Origin of the sequence: Pseudomonas mohnii (assembly GCF_900105115.1) — a bacterium.
Lineage (GTDB): Bacteria > Pseudomonadota > Gammaproteobacteria > Pseudomonadales > Pseudomonadaceae > Aquipseudomonas > Aquipseudomonas mohnii.
Window position 1 is genome coordinate 5,704,344 of record NZ_FNRV01000001.1, and the last position, 16,563, is coordinate 5,720,906.

At 59.0% G+C, this 16,563-nt stretch carries 19 protein-coding genes; 5 read left to right on the top strand and 14 right to left on the bottom strand.

The features are described 5' to 3' along the window. The first annotated feature begins 264 nt into the window (after positions 1-264). On the top strand, positions 265-1,026 hold the full coding sequence (locus tag BLV61_RS26660; protein ID WP_090468495.1) for an SDR family NAD(P)-dependent oxidoreductase: 762 nt from the start codon (positions 265-267) through the stop codon (positions 1,024-1,026). Between the two features lie 301 nt (positions 1,027-1,327). On the opposite strand, the gene BLV61_RS26665 is transcribed toward BLV61_RS26660, so the two are convergent. After that, positions 1,328-1,717, bottom strand: coding sequence for a MerR family transcriptional regulator (locus BLV61_RS26665; protein ID WP_047527779.1), 390 nt, complete (start codon positions 1,715-1,717; stop codon positions 1,328-1,330). Between the two features lie 74 nt (positions 1,718-1,791). Between BLV61_RS26665 and BLV61_RS26670 the strand changes: the two genes are divergently transcribed. Then, entirely contained in the window at positions 1,792-2,871 is a 1,080-nt protein-coding gene (locus BLV61_RS26670) for an SDR family oxidoreductase (RefSeq protein WP_090468497.1), read from the top strand. A gap of 90 nt (positions 2,872-2,961) precedes the next feature. Then, positions 2,962-3,861, top strand: a complete 900-nt coding sequence (locus BLV61_RS26675; RefSeq protein ID WP_090468499.1) for a DMT family transporter — start codon at positions 2,962-2,964, stop codon at positions 3,859-3,861. 143 nt (positions 3,862-4,004) lie between these two features. Here BLV61_RS26675 and BLV61_RS26680 read toward each other — a convergent pair whose 3' ends face one another. After that, on the bottom strand, positions 4,005-5,699 hold the full coding sequence (locus BLV61_RS26680; protein ID WP_167361807.1) for a sensor domain-containing diguanylate cyclase: 1,695 nt from the start codon (positions 5,697-5,699) through the stop codon (positions 4,005-4,007). Positions 5,700-5,979: 280 nt separating this feature from the next. Between BLV61_RS26680 and BLV61_RS31685 the strand changes: the two genes are divergently transcribed. Beyond that, complete coding sequence (locus tag BLV61_RS31685; protein WP_279627452.1) at positions 5,980-6,075, top strand: MerR family transcriptional regulator; 96 nt, start codon at positions 5,980-5,982, stop codon at positions 6,073-6,075. Positions 6,076-6,142: 67 nt separating this feature from the next. Here BLV61_RS31685 and BLV61_RS26690 read toward each other — a convergent pair whose 3' ends face one another. After that, positions 6,143-6,520, bottom strand: coding sequence for a c-type cytochrome (locus tag BLV61_RS26690; protein WP_081997847.1), 378 nt, complete (start codon positions 6,518-6,520; stop codon positions 6,143-6,145). 343 nt (positions 6,521-6,863) lie between these two features. On the opposite strand from BLV61_RS26690, the gene BLV61_RS26695 reads away from it, so the two are divergent. Further along, the gene (locus BLV61_RS26695; protein ID WP_244159925.1) at positions 6,864-8,324 is read left to right on the top strand and encodes a DUF2252 domain-containing protein; all 1,461 of its coding nucleotides are present in this window, start codon (positions 6,864-6,866) and stop codon (positions 8,322-8,324) included. A gap of 89 nt (positions 8,325-8,413) precedes the next feature. Here the strand turns inward: BLV61_RS26695 and BLV61_RS26700 are convergent, their stop codons facing one another. From BLV61_RS26700 to BLV61_RS26750, 11 genes are all read right to left on the bottom strand, one after another. After that, positions 8,414-8,857, bottom strand: coding sequence for a potassium channel family protein (locus BLV61_RS26700; protein ID WP_090468506.1), 444 nt, complete (start codon positions 8,855-8,857; stop codon positions 8,414-8,416). Positions 8,858-9,084: 227 nt separating this feature from the next. After that, positions 9,085-9,969 carry a ChaN family lipoprotein gene (locus tag BLV61_RS26705; RefSeq protein ID WP_090468508.1) on the bottom strand — a complete coding sequence of 295 codons (885 nt, stop codon included), beginning with the start codon at positions 9,967-9,969 and terminating at the stop codon, positions 9,085-9,087. 47 nt (positions 9,970-10,016) lie between these two features. Further along, positions 10,017-10,784, bottom strand: coding sequence for a heme ABC transporter ATP-binding protein (locus BLV61_RS26710; RefSeq protein ID WP_090468510.1), 768 nt, complete (start codon positions 10,782-10,784; stop codon positions 10,017-10,019). Then, a complete protein-coding gene (locus BLV61_RS26715; RefSeq protein ID WP_177329347.1) occupies positions 10,784-11,767 on the bottom strand; it encodes a FecCD family ABC transporter permease in 984 nt (327 codons plus the stop codon). The genes BLV61_RS26710 and BLV61_RS26715 overlap by 1 nt, the downstream gene beginning before the upstream one ends. A 198-nt stretch (positions 11,768-11,965) precedes the next feature. After that, positions 11,966-12,394 (bottom strand): nuclear transport factor 2 family protein, encoded by a 429-nt coding sequence (locus tag BLV61_RS26720; protein WP_090469988.1) that lies wholly within the window; start codon positions 12,392-12,394, stop codon positions 11,966-11,968. A 26-nt stretch (positions 12,395-12,420) separates the two neighbouring features. Further along, positions 12,421-13,152, bottom strand: coding sequence for an SGNH/GDSL hydrolase family protein (locus BLV61_RS26725; protein WP_090468513.1), 732 nt, complete (start codon positions 13,150-13,152; stop codon positions 12,421-12,423). 107 nt (positions 13,153-13,259) lie between these two features. Continuing rightward, positions 13,260-13,700, bottom strand: a complete 441-nt coding sequence (locus BLV61_RS26730) for a hypothetical protein (protein ID WP_047527796.1) — start codon at positions 13,698-13,700, stop codon at positions 13,260-13,262. A gap of 197 nt (positions 13,701-13,897) precedes the next feature. After that, positions 13,898-14,467: a chorismate mutase gene (locus tag BLV61_RS26735; protein ID WP_090468515.1), complete on the bottom strand. Its 570-nt coding sequence runs from the start codon at positions 14,465-14,467 to the stop codon at positions 13,898-13,900. An 83-nt stretch (positions 14,468-14,550) separates the two neighbouring features. Further along, a complete protein-coding gene (locus BLV61_RS26740; protein WP_090468517.1) occupies positions 14,551-14,850 on the bottom strand; it encodes a DUF7693 family protein in 300 nt (99 codons plus the stop codon). 135 nt (positions 14,851-14,985) lie between these two features. Next, positions 14,986-15,465, bottom strand: a complete 480-nt coding sequence (locus BLV61_RS26745) for a hypothetical protein (protein WP_090468519.1) — start codon at positions 15,463-15,465, stop codon at positions 14,986-14,988. Positions 15,466-15,704: 239 nt separating this feature from the next. Continuing rightward, entirely contained in the window at positions 15,705-16,541 is an 837-nt protein-coding gene (locus BLV61_RS26750; RefSeq protein WP_090469991.1) for a DUF2950 domain-containing protein, read from the bottom strand. Positions 16,542-16,563 lie beyond the last annotated feature (22 nt).

Consider the following 16,563-nt stretch of genomic DNA (forward strand, 5'->3'; position numbering starts at 1 on the left):
TTTCACTAAAAAGTACGTGGGCACCTCCGCCATTATCGCCGGGATTTCCATGCGTCAGAGAACCTTGCCCCACACCTTTTAAAGCCCAGGTCGTCCAGGAATACGTACCGCCGGACGTCTCAATAAAAAGCGTAGCTTTGCGCCGCAGAATAAGCGCAAACCTGGTTTGAAAATGGATACCTGCCTATCGTGACCGCCTGACGCCGACGTTGCCCGCTTGGTGCTACGGTGATGGCTTTTTAGCAACCAATTCGAGATTTCCATATGAAACCCAATCCGACAATCGATAACGTATTACGCGTCGCGTTGGTGACAGGATCCACTTCCGGTATCGGCGCAGCCATTGCACGTGTACTCAGCCATGCAGGCTATGCGGTGGTGCTCCATTCGCGAAATTCTGCGGATGCAGGACGTACTATGGCCGCCGAAATGAAGCAGGCTATTTACGTGCAAGCTGATCTTGCTTTCGAAGCTGACAGGGTCAGGCTTATTAACGAGGCGATCGCCGCGTGGGGGCAGCTCGACGTATTGGTCAATAACGCCGGTATTAGCAGAGTCATTCCGCACTGCGATCTTGCCTCGGCCAACTCGACGGTGTGGCACGAACTTAACGAGGTTAATGTCGTGGCGCCGTTCCACCTAGTCGCATTGGCCGAGTCGGCATTACGCGATGCCGCCCGTGACCGTCGAGCAGGTTGCGTCGTAAACATCAGTTCGCATGCCGGTATCCGTCCTAAGGGTGCATCGATTCCCTATGCGGTAAGCAAAGCTGCGCTTAATCACATGACCCGCTTGCTCGCGGTATCGCTGGGGCCAGAAATACGCGTAAACGCTGTGGCGCCTGGCTTGGTCGACACGCCTCTGACCGCAGAGTGGACAGGTGCTCAAGAGTTGTGGCGAACTCGTGCACCTATGCGCAGGGCCGCTAGCCCAGACGACATCGCAAAAGCTGTTGTAATGCTGGTCGAGTCGGACTATTTAACCGGCGAGATACTCCTCTCCGACGGCGGGTTGAATCTGACCTAGGTTTAGCATGCTCCCGTGTAGCAGTGAGAAGACGAGTCACTCTGTTTCGTCGACTCGGCCAACGGCCGGACACCATAGCTTTTCAGGGCGGGATAGAGGACACCGACGGGCGGATACAAATTACCGAGTTGAGCCGCATAGATGGGCGCCCATTTAACCACGCAAGGTCTGTTGGGCGGACGTATGCTGTCCAGGGCCTGGCCAGAAGGCTTTAGAAAATGCATACAGGGCTTGAAGCTTGAAGCTTGAAGCTTGAAATTTGAAACAGGCTGCAGCTTCCGCATCTCTCGATGCTGACTATTCAGTTGGAAGAGTTGTTCAACTGCTGAAGCTCAAGTTGTTTGGCAGCACTGGCTTCGAGGTTTGCACGCTCTTCATCCAGGTACCGATAAATACTTTGGAGGTTGGCGATTTTCAGTTTGATTTCTGCCATCTTCTTTTCAATTAGCTTGGCGCCGTCAGCACAATCGATCAGCTTGTTCCGCTGCGCATCCAGAATCTCGCCTATTTCCCCCAGGGAAAACCCCATGCTTTGCGCACGCTGGATAAAGTCCAGATCCTGCAGGGTTTGCGCTGTGTAATCACGATAGTTGTTAGTTCGCCGCTGCGGTGAGATCAGGCCGATTTGCTCGTAGTAACGTAGCGTATGGCGGCTGGCACCGCTGCGGGCCTCGAGTTCGCCGATTTTCATCAAAACACCGCTTGACCATAGAGTTGGGTCGATAGTTTACGCTTCGTTCCTCACCTTAAACAAGGAACAGGAAAATGAGCGTGGAGTGCTTTGTCACGGGGGGTACCGGTTTCATCGGTCAACATTTGGTGGCGTACCTGAGTGCAAAAGGTCACACCATTCAGGTGTTGATGCGTCGTCCGGAGCGACTAGCTGCACTGCGGGAGCAAGTCGACAAGTTGGGAGGCTGCGCAACCCGGGTATTTGCCGTAGCTGGCGATCTGGAACGGGACAACCTCGGGCTGAGTCCTGCTGACCGAGAAGTGCTAAGGCACGCCAGAGTTGTATTCCACCTAGGTGCCCACTTCGCATGGGGGCTTTCAGCGGAGCATTCTCGTGCGGTGAATGTGGAAGGGGCGAAGCGCGTGGCGCTGTTGGCGGCTGAGCAAAAAAGCCGGTTAGTGATGATCGGAGGCTACATGCTGAAAAATCATGAACATTTGCAACGCATCGGAATTGATCCTCGTTATCCGGAGCTGACGAATTGGCCTGCTGTCTACCGACGTGTCGGTGGTTACGAGGGGAGCAAGCTGGAGGCGTATTTTGCGACTCTGGAGGTCGTGTCCACCAAGGGTGGAGAGATTACCGTTGTCCACCCCGCGACGGTTTGTGGCCACAGCCGCACGGGGCATATCCTTGACGGTCAGCCGCTGGTGGAGCTGATACGCAACCTTGTGCAGGGAAAGCTGACTGCAGTGCCTGGTACCGCCGAGCACTGGCTGCCACTGGTTACCGTGGATTACCTGGTTGAACTGGTGGCGGTGTGTGCTTTTGATCCTGCCATGGTGGGCCAGGAACTGCTGGCGCTTGATGACCAAACGCCCAACTTGCGAGAACTCCTGGTACAGGCGGCACAACCTTTGGGCTTAAAGTCTCCCAAGCATTACATTTCACTTCGATTGCTGAAGTTGCTACTGAGTATTCCTCCCGTTGCGCGGTTTTTGAATTCAAAACCCGAAGCCTTGGACTTTATCCAGACCACTCGTTTTGATACAACGGCGGTCGAGCAATTTGCCAACAGGCATGGAATAGCCAAACCGGATATACGTCAGTCTTTGCAGCACACTGCAACGTTCGTCAATTCATATTGCATAGCCAAGGGCCAGGCCCTCTGACTTCTCCCTTGGGGGCATCCTCAAACTTTGCGCCGTCGATGCAGGACGGCATTCTATCGAACGACAATTCAGCGACAGGGATCGTCAACAATGCAATCTACTTTCAGCAAAGGCGTCATGTTTGCACTCTGCGCAGCGGCACTGAACGCAACGATCGGTGTGCTCAGTAAAGTGCTCATGAGTAATGGTTTCACCGCCAGCAGTGTCGCTGTCATCAAGACCGTACTGGGTTGCGTGCTTCTCTCGATCTTACTGTTTTTCCTCAAGCGCCCGGCGGTGTCGACCAAATGGACTCAAGCGGCTCTCTGCGCGTTCCTTGGCATCTTCGTGCTGTTCCATTTCGAAACGTCCGCCTATCGACACTATGCGGCGGCAGGTGTGGTGGTGGTGCTGATGGCCAGCGCCTCAATATCCTCGATTATTCTGGGGCGTATTTTCCTCAAGGATGCCATCACCGCGAACGCTACCGTTGGCGCCGCACTGGCTATCGCTGGGATCTCGGTGATCTTCGGCGGCGACCTGCAGCAGGGCTTTACCCTGCAAGGCGCTGCGCTCGCCTGCATGGCCGGCTGCGGCTATGGGGCCTTTTCGGTGGCCATGAAGCGTATGGGTGTGTCGGGGGGGCTGCACTTCACCCGACAATTATTGTTCTTTGGCAGCCTGTACCTGCTGATGCCGGCTGTAGCCGATGGTTTTGCTATAGGCGAGCTGTCGCCGCTGGCGATCGCCGCGCTGCTGGCGCTGGCCACGCTGCCGACAATCCTGGGCTTCTTCTGCACCACCAAGGCCATCGAGTATCTCAAGCCATCCCAAGTGCAAGCGCTGGAACTGACCGAGCCACTGTTCACCGCGCTGCTGGCGTTTTTGGCGCTCAATGAAGTACCGCGTGAAAGCCTTTACGCGGGAGCGGCACTGATCATCGTCGGCCTGTGTTTCTCCAATGAACTAATCCGCTTGGGCAACAAGGTATCCGTCCCTTCGACCAAGTGAGCTATGTTCGGATCTTGATGACTTTAGCAATCAGTGGCTTTTAAGTATTTTGAGCGACTGACCGCTTTTGGCCGACTGCTTCCTGTCACCACAGGCAGCAACCGGCCAGAAGCAGACGCCCAGATATCTCAACGAATCAGGCGTTATCCGCCTGCAATGCAAACGCGGTTGCGCCCACGGTGCTTGGCCTCATAGAGCGCAGCGTCGGCGCGCTGGAACCAGAGCTGCGAGTCGGTCTCGCCGGCATGGGCAGCGAGACCCAGGCTGAGCGTGTGCGGAATGATCTGGCCTTCGAATTCGGTCGGCGTCGCCTCGAAGGCCTCACGCAGGTGATTGGTGATGCGTTCCGCGCCTTCGCGATCAATACGCTCAAGGATCAGGACGAACTCCTCTCCACCGAAACGGCCGACGATATCAGTCTGGCGCGAGTTGGCGCGTAAAATCTTGGCAAAGCTACGCAGTACAGCATCGCCGGCAGCATGGCCATAGGTGTCGTTGACCGTCTTGAAGAAGTCGATATCAACAATCCCGAGCCACAGAGTATCCGGTGTAGAAGGCTGTTTTATCAGCTCGTCCAGACGACGCTCGACGCATTTGCGGTTATTCAGCCCGGTAAGGCCATCAGTATTTGCCGAATGCTCAGCAGCGAGACGTTCCTGCTGCTGGGTACGTATCCACAGGGCGAGAGAGATGGCGAAGCATAGGACTTCGATCAGCGCGGCACTCTGAGTCATCGTCATCGGTGCGATCATGTTGATTTCCGGAAGCCCGCCCTTGATACCGTACCAGGCCCAGGTGACGCTGAGCGCACTGAGACCGAAGGTCGCCCAGCCAATCAGCAGCCAAATTGCATGCGGTGTACCACGCCTCCAACTGACAAAAGCAAAGTACGCATTGATAATCGCGGTGGCGTTGAAGAAGCGGTACATGAGGAAAAGTGTATCGAGAGGCAATGCGCGCAACGCACACAAGATCGCAACCACGGCATTCGCCAACGCAAACCCCAGGGCCACGCGGTCGAGTATCGGAGCAACGGAGTTCAGGCGCAGTGCCTTGCGGGAAAACAGGAAGGAAAAACACAGCGCGCCGCTGACCAGCAGGCCGAGGCCTTCGTTCGTCCAGAAACTTGTATCCGGTGCAAGATGCTGCGCGAGCAGGCCGCGCAAGTTGAACCACGCGAAGCCAGTACACGTGACGAAGGCGGCATAGGTGATAAAGGTCGGCTGACGCAGCACGATACCGAACAGTAGCCAGATGGCACCCAGCGTGATGTATACGCCCAAGTGTGTTGTGTAGATGGCGGTATAGGCCTGCAGGGCCGCCATGAACGCAGCAGGCTGGTACAGGCGCAAGGTCAATCGCATATCGTCGCCAGACACCGAGCGCAGCCGCACGAAAACCTGCTGTGTTTCGCCAGGGGCGATGCTGTGCATGATCGCAGGTAGGGGCGAAGGCAGAGCGCGGCTGGAAAATGGCAGGCGATCGCCGACTTCCTGCTGCCATGGGGTCGGGGCTGTCACGAAAACCGTCATGGAATCAATCCATGACGTGTCATCAACAAGCACCCAAGGCTGTGCATCCGCGCCTGGATTGTGCAGCGTTAGCCGCAGCCAGAACCCGTCGCGGGTGATGCCCTGATAAAGATCAGCTTGTGTCAGCGGCTTCCACGCGGAGGGATCGAGTTGCTTCAGCGACTCGTAATTGTGTGGATCGCGCTGAAATTCGGCATGACCAACCAGCGACAAGCCATCGAGATTTGCATCAACGGCAATAGGCTCCAGCGCATATACATGTGAATGCGCCAGCAGCGCCAGAACAACCAGCAAAAACCGAAACACCGCCAAAGCTCCATGCCCTCTCATACATTCCCTGCTATTGCTCTTGGTGCAAGTTGGTTTAAGTAACAATATCCCTATGAATAGGCCGCGCTACTCTAAAGCCTCCGAGCAAAAATGAGGAGGCTCGTCGCCAGCAGCCAACGGCTGCATTTGGCCGCTTTCTGCCTGTCGCGGTGCCGCTGACCGACTCTGCATGAACACCATGTGCACCCGGACGACACCCGGCCACAGCCAGTAAACTGCGGGCCGGAGTTGGATCAGGGAGGAGCGTCATCTGAACATAGGTGAATTTGCCCGGTTGTCGGGGTGCACTCCCGAAGCCATTCGTTTGTATGAGCAACTGGGCCTGCTGAGCCCTCAGCGCCTTGGCAGTTAAGGGACAGAGTCAAGCGCTGGCGTCATGTCAATCGAAGGTGACAGCACAGGAGCAGGCACTTCAAAGGTCATCGGTTTTGTGAAATCACACCACCCATGTATTGATTTAAATCGCGAAAATCCTTAACGCTCCATGAGTGCGGCGATAGCTTTACTCCATTCTCACGCAAGGTTCTTGGAATTAAATCGCCATTTGGGCGAAGTATTATCGAAGATACAATCACGCCCGGATAATCATGTAATCGTTTTTTGAAAGCAGAGGTTGTTAGATCAGGTGTAGGCGGATTGCTTTTATTAGCCAGCGGTCCTGTTGCTTTGAGATCCATTCCGTGGCACATGCTGCATCGCTGTAGATAGAGATTTTTGCCATTAGCATTATCCGCGAAGGATGGTGATGTTTGAGTCAGCGATAACATTCCTAGCGCAGCGATGAATAATCTTTTCATTTTTTATCTTCTTTTATCTTCCTTGATGGGATCCGCGTCGATTGGACGAGATTTGGGGCGCGGGAAAGATATCAGCCATCGCGTCGGCATACACCGTCATTTCTGATGCCCATTAAACCAACACGTTTTCCCGGCGCATCCCGGTGACCATTCTTGGCCAATTTCTGCCTGTTACGACCTGCTGAAACCGAACGGAGGCTGAGGGTCGTTTGATCCGAATCAAGCTGAATTGCCCAAGACACGTCGATAGTCCAACTATGCTGATCGGAGCATTGCATTGAGTTGATTCTGTGTTCACTTTCGCTGTACGCGCTGTGCTACCGGGTCGGGCACCTCCTGCAGCTTGCTGGCGTTTTTCTCCCTCCTCAGGCATGGCGAAAACAGGGTGAAAATTATGGTGGCGCTGACTAAGAAACCTTCGACAGCCAAGCCGAGCGACACCGATGTCGGCATGCTTTGCGAACTTCGATCACGGGCCGAGCGAGTTGCAGAAGGTCAATCGCTGCGTGAGCGTGTGCCGCGAAGCAGTCATGCCACCTGGCTGCAACCCGCCAACCGCCGCGACCCCGTCGCGATACTCGAACAATCGAGCAAGGGCCGCTTGCCAGAGCTCCTGCCCATTCGCTATGGCCGCATGCTGCACAGTCCGTTTACCTTTATGAGGGGCTCGGCGGCACTCATGGCCCACGACCTTGCGACCACGCCCAGCACCGGCATCCGGGTCCAGGCCTGTGGCGACTGTCATCTGCTGAACTTCGGTTTGTTCGCCACCCCCGAGCGCAACCTGGTCTTTGACATCAACGACTTCGACGAAACCTTGCCCGGGCCCTGGGAGTGGGATTGCAAACGTCTGGCGGTCAGCTTTGTCTTGGCTGCACGCGATATTCACCTGTCCGCCGCCGAGGCCAGGGACTGCGTTCTGGAATGCGTTTGTGCCTATCGGCAACGCCTGCGCGAATACTCTCGAATGAGTCCTATGGAGGTCTGGTACGCGCGTCAGGAGGTGGACAGCATCACGGCCATGGCTCAAAAAGGACCCATCAGAAAGAATCGCGAGGAGATCGCCGAAAAGGCCCACGCACATTTAGCAGAGCATCTGTTTCCGAAAATTGTCTGCGAGGAAAGCGGTCACTATCGCTTCATTGAACATCGGCCGACCCTTTTCCATGTCGCTGAAGCAGAATTCGAAGCGCACGTTCATGATCGGCTTTCCGACTACCGACAATCGCTGCCCGATGAGCGTCGGGTGCTGTTGGATCGTTACCGCCTGGAAGACTTCGCCATGAAGGTGGTAGGCATTGGCAGCGTCGGAACCCGGTGCTATGTCGTGTTGCTCGTCGACAAGGACGGACATCCGCTGTTGCTGCAATTCAAGCAAGCCTGCCGCTCCGTCCTGGAACCCTATTGTGGCAAGAGCCAATATCAACGGCAGGGCCAGAGAATCGTCGTCGGCCAGCGGCTGATGCAGTCCGCCAGCGACATCTTTCTGGGGTGGGTGCGCGGTCGGCAGCAGCATGATTTTTTCGTCCGCCAGTTGCGCGACATGAAGTACACCGCTCCGGTGGAAAAATTCTCGGCTGTGCAGCTTAAACGCTATGCGCAGGTGTGCGGATGGACACTGGCCAGGGCACATGCCAAGTCCGGAGACGCAGCGAGCATCAGCGGTTATCTGGGTGGGAGCGATACCTTTGACCTGGCTCTGGCGGTGTTTGCCCAATCCTATGCGGATGAGACCGAGCGCGATCATGCGGCCCTGGTGGAAGCCGTACGCGCCGGGCGGATACAAGCGCAGATCAACGAGTAGCCCGCTTGGGTCAATGAAACCCGCTTGCTGGAGAGAACGCGGGCAGTAGATGCGCTGCCTGGGACGTTGCCCTGCACGCTGAGAGCGCATCAGGACTTGTGATCGTTGTCAGCTTTCAAGTGAGCTGTCTGATAAATATGATTAACAACCGCGAAGAAGAAGCCCGTGGATAAGCCGCACATGAGTATGCCGATCAAGCCCTCGGTCGGCCCGAACAACCGCCACGGTTTCGCGAGCGTCACGTCTCCGTAACCAATCGTCGCGTAAGTCACCCCGGAGAAGTAGAGGGCCGTTTCAATATCGGGCAGACATTTTTGCCACAGATAGAACATCCCCCAGATCGAGATCTCTAGCGTATGGAGCAGAATCAGGTAGGAGGCCACCCATACCAGTCTGCCAATGATGGCCCAGAGGTGATGTAGATGCAGCGTTTCCAACCGAGCCAGAGCCTTCAGTAACAAAGCCAGGCCGATTGCATGCACCATCACTGTAATGGCCGCCAGCCCCCATGCGAAGACGATAATTGAAGGCATCGGTGTTCCTCATGGAGGCTGTGACAGGGATCGATTGCCGCCTCGCAGAGGCTCTGGCGATAAGCATCCAATCGGCGGGTCAACGCAAAGGACCTTGACCCGTTGTTGGGCTGACGCTCTTGAGCATAGTGCACTGAGAATCCCGGCAGTTTCCTCGGTGACCCATGCACCTGACAGCGCCGTCAAGCCCATGCAATGACACACAGTCGACCCTTTTGCATTTGCGCTCACTGACGCAACTGCGCGCAATGATCCTGTTCCGGTTGCGCCGCCGTGTACCACACGTAATCAGCGTTCTCGGCGCTCACGGTCTTGCCCGCTTCGGCCAACACCAACACCACGTTGCCCTGGGCGGCGCCGAGGTCTTTGAGGTGCAACGGCACCCCCAGGTCCTTGCGCACATGGAACGCCCCGGCCAGCAACAGGGCAGGGGTTGGCGCGGCCAGCAGGCGTTCGGCCATGCGCCGGTCGCGCTGCTGTTGCACAGCGAGCATGGCCGGCAGCAGCGCTTCAGGTAACAACCCGCAATGGGACCCTCGGATGTCGTCCAGCAGCGTGGCTTGAACCTGTGGTGTGGTGGAGGCTTCGCCACTCAGCGTCGGGCGCTGTTGGTAGATTTGCAGGATCTGCGACCGGTCGAGGTTGGCCGCCAGCAGCGGGTAGGGTTGACGCAGCGCGTAGTTGACCACTGCCCCGTAAACACCCCAATCCCAATTGGCTTGCCAGGCCAGCGCCTGATAAGGATCGGCCGGCGGCTGACCGGCACGGCTGGCGGCCTGCGCCGCATCGACCCTGGCTTGTTGGTCGGGGTTGAGCATTTCCATCAGCAGACTGCCCTGGGGACGTTGCGCCGCCAGTTCGCGCAGCAGCCAGAGTTGCAGCGCGTGGTGATCGGGGTTGTCGTGTTGTTCACCCACCAGCACCCGGGGCGCGCCAGCCAGGTGCTCGACCAGTTCCTGCGGGGTCAGGGCGCGACCGGTGGCCAGTTCACGGATCACCCCGAAATCGGTGTGATCCCGGCCTTGCGGAGCAATCGGTGCCGGTGGCGCTGCTGCTTGATGGGATTGGCAGGCAGCCAGCAGGCTGAACAGGCAGAGCAACAGAATGCGCATCGGTTTTCCTTAACAGGGCCCTTGATTCACCACCTGAGGATGGGTGATCAGCGCGCGATAATCAAAGGATGGCCACGTTCCGGGTGGCGATGAATCAGTACCTGCAAGCCATAGACCGTTTCCAGCGCTTCGGCGGTCAGGACTTCGTCCGGGGTGCCGTAGGCGTGGGGGCGACCTGCATGCAACAGCAGCAGGTGATCGCAATAACGCGCGGCAAGATTGAGGTCGTGCAGGATCACCAGCACCGCCGCGCCGCGCCCGGCGAAGTCGCGCACCGCTTGCAGGGTGGTGTGCTGGTGCAGCGGGTCGAGCATTGACGTCGGTTCATCGAGCAACAGGGTCTGCCCCTCGGCGCCCGGCCACAATTGCGCGAGCACCCGCGCCAGGTGCACGCGCTGGCGCTCACCCCCGGACAGGGCCAGATAACTGCGTCCGGCCAGGTGCAAGGCGTCGGCGGCACTGAGCGCCTCGGCGACGATTTGTGCATCGCGCACCCGGCCACTGGCATGGGGTAAACGGCCCATGGCCACGACTTCATTGACCGAAAAGGCGAAGTTCAGGCTCGAACTCTGGGGCAACACCGCCAGGCGTCTGGCCCGCTCCTGACCTGGCCAGTCGCTCAGCTTTTGCCCGTCAAGGCTGACCGTGCCCTCGCTGGCCGCCAGCTCATCGCACAAGGCCGCGAGCAGGGTGCTTTTCCCGGCGCCGTTCGGTCCCAGGACGCCGAGGACCTGGCCCGGATGCAACTGAACATCGATGCCCGCCAACACGGTGCGACTGCCGCGCCGTACTGCCAGGTTGTTTGCGCGCAACATCAGGAACGCCCCCGCACCAGCAAGTAAAGGAAGAAGGGCGCACCGATGAGTGCCGTGACGATGCCGATCGGCAATTCGGCCGGCGCCAACAGCAAACGGGCGACCAGATCCGCCAGCAGCAACAGGCTGGCACCGGCGAGCAATGACGCCGGCAACAACACCCGATGATCCGGACCGACCAGCAGGCGCATCAGGTGCGGAACCACCAGGCCGATAAAGCCGATCAACCCCGCGGCGGCTACGGCGGCACCGACGCCCAGCGCCGTGCACAACACCAGTTCCAGTTTGACCCGCTCAACGTTGAACCCCAGGTGACGCGCTTCCGATTCGCCCAGCAGCATTGCATTGAGTGCCGCAGCGCGACGGGGCAACCACAACGCCACGCCCACGGCCACGATCAGCAACGGCCACAAGCGTGAATAACTGGCACCGTTGAGGCTGCCCAGGTTCCAGAAGGTCAGGGTGCGCAGCGTGGCGTCATCCGCCAGGTAGGTGAACAGCCCGACCCCGGCGCCGGCCATCGCCGTCATGGCCACGCCTGCCAACAGCATGGTCGCGACGTCGGTCTGGCCATTGCGGCGCCCGAAGCGATACACCACCGCCGTGACGATCAGGCCACCGACGAACGCACTGACCGACAGCAGATAAGGTTCGATGGCTGGCGGCAGTCCACCGATCAGGCTGCCGCCGACAATGGCGAGGGCCGCGCCCAGCGCCGCACCGCCGGACACGCCGACCAGTCCCGGATCAGCCAGCGGGTTGCGAAACAGCCCCTGCATGGCCACGCCGGACAATGCCAGCACCGAACCGACCGCGATGCCGAGCAAACTGCGCGGCAGACGGATTTGACCGAGAATCAGCTGCGCCTGCTGGGTATCGGCGCCGTCCAGGGGCAGCCCGAGCAGCCTAAAACCCGCCAGCCAGGTTTCGCCCAGCGGCAGGCTGACGGGCCCGAGGGCCAAGGACAGCCAGAACACCAACAGCAGCAACAGGGCCAGGCCTGTCAGCAACGGACGCGGCCGGATAATCGCCGTCATCGCCGGGCCCCGGCAGTCCGGGCCAGGCACGCATCGGCGCAGAGCAGAAGGGGTTTCACAGGCATCTGGGACTTCCTTGGTCGATCAAAGATGTAGACGGTGGCGGCAAGGTCAGGCACCACCGGTGACTGATGGCTGAAAAGATCAGACTTTACTGGCGGCCAGGTAAGCACCCAAACGCCGTCCCATTTCCTCGCCCAGGGCCTGCAAGCCACTGAGCGGACGAACCATGACCTCGAACTCGACGATTTTTCCCTGTTCGTTGAAGCGGATCAGGTCGATGCCTTTGAGCTGTTTCTCGCCGACCCTGGCGCTGAATTCCAGCACCACATTCAAGCCGTCGGCGGTGGCCAATTCGCGGTGGTAGGCAAAGTCCTGAAAGACGTTGAACACCGTGTTGAGAATCATCGAGACCACCGGTGCGCCCGGGTATGGCGTATGGGCCATCGGCGAGCGGAAGATCGCGTTCGGGTCGAGTAACCCGGGCAGGGCACTCAAGTCGCCGCTGCGGATCATCGCGTGCCACTGGTCCAGGGACGCGGCGGCGTCGGCTTGCAGTTTCAGTTCAGACATTTTCAATTCCTGTTTTTTGTTGTTGTTCAAACCTTGCCTGATGCGGTTTCTCGACGGCGCCGGGTAATGGCCTCGACGGCATCGTCCGCCCACACACTGTAGATCGCCGGGCCGGGATGAAAACCATCCCGTGCCATCGAACCGGCCACGGGCGCCAGGCGGGTGGTCAGCATCGTACAGTGATCGTTGCCAGTCGCCAGCCCGGCGAGCCGTGTATTGAAACGCGCCGCCCGATTGCCCAGGTACCAGCGCAGCGGCTGCGGCAATGCGGGAAACAGGTGCATGGGTGGAAGCGGGGACATGACGATCTGCGTCGCCGCGAATTTATCGCGCAGCACATCGATCAACTGCTGTTGCAAGGTGATCCACTGATCGACCGACAACGTGCTGGTGACATCGTTGACGCCAATGGACAGCAGCACCACATCGAAGGGTTGCGGCGGGTGCTGTTCGAGCAGATCCAGCAGCGCCCGCGAGTCCAGGCCGGAGCGCGCCCAGAGCTGCCAGAGCACCTGATGATCCTTGGCCAGACGGCTGACCACTTGACCGCTCAGGGCTTCAGTCTGAGTCGATGCGCCGACACCGGCAGCGGCGCTATCACCCAGAATCAGCACACGAAGGTCTTTGCCGGAGCCCGCCACACCTTCGCGCTCGCCCTCGGCTTCCGGAAGCTTTGGCGTGACCCGACGGGTGTGCGCACCCTGCATGAGCAACAAGGGGCCGAGCAGGATGTTGGCCAGCGTTTCAATCTTGCTCATACCGAGGCTCCTGGGAGAAGAGCCATAGATTCGCTTAAAAATCGCCCACGAAAAAGCCCGGCTGATCAGGCCGGGCTTTTTGCGGGTATGGCGGTGAGGCGATGTGTTCAGGCGACAGTGTTGCCTTGCAGGCGGTCGGAGCCATCAGCGGCGACAGTGTTGCCTTGCAGACGATCGGAGCCATCGGCGGCTACGGTGTTGCCTTGCAGGCGGTCAGAGCCATCAGCAGCGACGGTGTTGCCTTGCAGGCGGTCAGAGCCATCAGCAGCGACGGTGTTGCCTTGCAGGCGGTCGGAGCCATCGGCGGCGACGGTGTTGCCTTGCAGGCGGTCGGAGCCATCGGCAGCGACGGTGTTGCCTTGCAGGCGATCCGAACCATCGGCGGCGACGCGGTTTTCGATCAGGCGGTCCGAGCCACCTTCAGCCACACGGCTTTCAATCAGACGATCCGAGCCACCTTCAGCGACAACAGGCTGGACGGAGGTCGCGGCAAAAGCGTTAACGGCGAAGATCGAAAAAGCGATGCTGAGGATGGTTTGGCGTTTCATGATCGTGTGCTCCAAGGGTGTTGTTTGTTGGGTATGGAGCCCATGTTACGCCGCGGATTTTTTAAGAGAACTTCATTGAGTCAATGGTGACTATCGACGCAGTCAATGAATGGACCAAGGCACTTTGTGCAGGCATCGGCTTGCCGGCGATGGCCATCTCAAGGGCACCATCGCCCACCCGCTGGATACCGCTGGCTTCATTGCTCAGCGATACAAAGCTCCCCGGTGGCGCGTATCAGCGCCTGGCCATGCAGCGCATCCTTGATCAGGCTGGAACGCTGGGCGGCCAACCAGGCCGGGCAGTCCGGGTCCACGCGATAAGGCGCGAAATCGGCGTATTGCTGCAGCAGTCGGTTTTGCAATTCGTCCAGTTGTGGCCTGATTTTATTGAGGTCCGGCCGCGGCACATCAGGCGCCTTGCTCGCCGCTTGCCACTGCGCCAGTAAGCCGTACTGCACCAGTTTGTTGGCTTCGATCTGGGCGGCGATCAACTCGGCCGCGTCCTCTGGGTCCACTTTGTGTTCGATCGCCTGCCGGCGGGCATTGGCGATGACCAGCGTCTCCCGGGCGGTATCCTGGATCGGCTTGCCACTGTCCCATTTGGTCAGTGCCACCTGATCAGCAAGATTCAAGCGTTCGTTGATCGTGGCCAGCAGCGGTTGCAACGCATCGGGTGCCGGGGTGGGAGCAGCGGCCTGGGTGCCACTGGCGAGAACGCCAAGCAGGGCTCCCGTCAGCAGCTGTGAAAGGCGTGAAAAGTGGAGCATAAGCAAACCTCATCGGGAGCGGAGTTCATACAGAGGTCTTGTGTAGCACAGGCGCGCCGAACGGACGAGTGGTCGCGACGCAATCAAGCGGACTGAGGCTCGGCCAGCCGCCGCTCAATCTGCGCCAGCTCCCAGGTGCTGAGCAGACTCACCGGGTCGGTGCCGTAACGCTGCCAACCGGCGAGCGTACGACCGTCCGCGCTGAGGCATTGCAGGCAGTGGCGCAGCTGATGCGCCTCGACCTCCAGCGTCAGGCGCCAACCCTCGATGTCTACCAGCACCTGGCCGGCCACGGCTTGTTCGTCCAGGCGCGTTAACGTACGAATGCCTTGGGCGACGTCACGCAATTGCTGATAAACCTCGCGGGCGGTCAAGGGGGGCACAAGTGTCTCCGACAGATACAGGGCAGGGGGAATGGGGTGGCACAGGATAATCGATCAAGCACAAAACGGGTGCCCATGAAAAAGCCCGGCTGATCAGGCCGGGCTTTTTGCGGGTATGGCGGTGAGGCGATGTGTTCAGGCGACAGTGTTGCCTTGCAGACGGTCGGAGCCATCAGCGGCGACAGTGTTGCCTTGCAGACGGTCGGAGCCATCAGCGGCGACAGTGTTGCCTTGCAGACGGTCGGAGCCATCAGCGGCGACGGTGTTGCCTTGCAGACGGTCGGAGCCATCAGCGGCGACAGTGTTGCCTTGCAGACGGTCGGAGCCATCAGCGGCGACGGTGTTGCCTTGCAGACGGTCGGAACCATCAGCGGCGACGGTGTTGCCTTGCAGACGGTCGGAGCCATCAGCGGCGACGGTGTTGCCTTGCAGGCGATCCGAACCATCGGCGGCGACGCGGTTTTCGATCAGGCGGTCCGAGCCACCTTCAGCCACACGGCTTTCAATCAGACGATCCGAGCCGCCTTCAGCGACTACAGGTTGAGCAGAGGTAGCGGCAAAAGCGTTCACTGCAAAGATCGAAAAAGCGATGCTGAGGATGGTTTGGCGTTTCATGATCGTGTGCTCCAGGGGTGTTGTTTGTTGGGTATGGAGCCCATGTTACGCCGCGGATTTTTTAAGAGAACTTCATTGAGTCAATGGTGACTATCGACGCAGTCAATGACTGTACGGCGGCGCTTTAGCCAGGCGCCGGTTCGTTTTATCAAGCGCCCCCGGGTACACACACACACACATCATCGTGCTATCGCCAACTACGAGAGCTCGTCAACAACCTGCCGCGCATGACACCTGAATCAATCCGGCTGCTCGTCATCCGCAGGCACCAACTTCCAACTGTCATCCGGATCAAACAGCTTCATCGACTGCGCCAGCTTTTCACCTTCCGGTCCCAGGTCTTTCTCGAACACCTGACCTTCATGGCTGATCATGAAACTCATCACGCCGCTCTCGCCGTACTTCGCCGGCCAGGCGATCAGTGCAAAGCCCCGGCTCATCTTGTCGCCGATCAGGTAGCTATAGGCACCGCCGGGCGCCGAAGGACCCTGGCCATCGAGGATGCGGAAGCGGTAACCATGCCAGTCCTGGCCGGCAATTGTCTTGCCGAATTCGGGACCCAGCGGGCTGATCTGACCACTGCTGTCGTCCGCCCAATAGAGCCCGTCGTGCTGGCCCGGGGTGCTGAAGATTTTCTGCGCATATTCAAGGGCGCCGTCACCGTCACGGTCCACCGACGCGTAGTCCATCTGGGCGTCGTGATAAGCCAGCGCCGATTGCACCGCGGCCAGTTCGTTGCGACCAATTTGGCGAGCGCGGATCTCGGCGTTGCCAGCCTTGATGTCGAAGCGCCAACCTTGCGCGCTTTTGACCAGGGGAATGGGCAGTGTCCAGTGATCAGGCCCCACCGACAGAATCGCCTTGCCGTCGCTGGTTTTTTCAATGCTGTGTTGCTTGCGGTATTGCTTCAAAAACGCATCCACGTCTTTGCGCTCCGCGCCTGCGCGCGGGATGTAGGTGCGCCATTCGTTGCCCAGTAACTCGCTCAGGCGTTTCTGGTCGGCATGTTTTGTGCCCAGTGCTTCGACGAATGCCTGGGCGGCCTTTTCCGGGGTTGGAAATGCCTGCTGCGCCATGACCAGGCATGACCAGGCCAAA

Coding starts and splice junctions, on each gene's coding strand:
- BLV61_RS26660 (WP_090468495.1), top strand. CDS start 265: ATGAAACCCAATCCGACAATCGATAACGTATTACGCGTCGCGTTGGTG.
- BLV61_RS26665 (WP_047527779.1), bottom strand. CDS start 1,717: ATGAAAATCGGCGAACTCGAGGCCCGCAGCGGTGCCAGCCGCCATACG.
- BLV61_RS26670 (WP_090468497.1), top strand. CDS start 1,792: ATGAGCGTGGAGTGCTTTGTCACGGGGGGTACCGGTTTCATCGGTCAA.
- BLV61_RS26675 (WP_090468499.1), top strand. CDS start 2,962: ATGCAATCTACTTTCAGCAAAGGCGTCATGTTTGCACTCTGCGCAGCG.
- BLV61_RS26690 (WP_081997847.1), bottom strand. CDS start 6,520: ATGAAAAGATTATTCATCGCTGCGCTAGGAATGTTATCGCTGACTCAA.
- BLV61_RS26700 (WP_090468506.1), bottom strand. CDS start 8,857: ATGCCTTCAATTATCGTCTTCGCATGGGGGCTGGCGGCCATTACAGTG.
- BLV61_RS26705 (WP_090468508.1), bottom strand. CDS start 9,969: ATGCGCATTCTGTTGCTCTGCCTGTTCAGCCTGCTGGCTGCCTGCCAA.
- BLV61_RS26710 (WP_090468510.1), bottom strand. CDS start 10,784: ATGTTGCGCGCAAACAACCTGGCAGTACGGCGCGGCAGTCGCACCGTG.
- BLV61_RS26720 (WP_090469988.1), bottom strand. CDS start 12,394: ATGTCTGAACTGAAACTGCAAGCCGACGCCGCCGCGTCCCTGGACCAG.
- BLV61_RS26725 (WP_090468513.1), bottom strand. CDS start 13,152: ATGAGCAAGATTGAAACGCTGGCCAACATCCTGCTCGGCCCCTTGTTG.
- BLV61_RS26730 (WP_047527796.1), bottom strand. CDS start 13,700: ATGAAACGCCAAACCATCCTCAGCATCGCTTTTTCGATCTTCGCCGTT.
- BLV61_RS26735 (WP_090468515.1), bottom strand. CDS start 14,467: ATGCTCCACTTTTCACGCCTTTCACAGCTGCTGACGGGAGCCCTGCTT.
- BLV61_RS26745 (WP_090468519.1), bottom strand. CDS start 15,465: ATGAAACGCCAAACCATCCTCAGCATCGCTTTTTCGATCTTTGCAGTG.
- BLV61_RS26750 (WP_090469991.1), bottom strand. CDS start 16,541: ATGGCGCAGCAGGCATTTCCAACCCCGGAAAAGGCCGCCCAGGCATTC.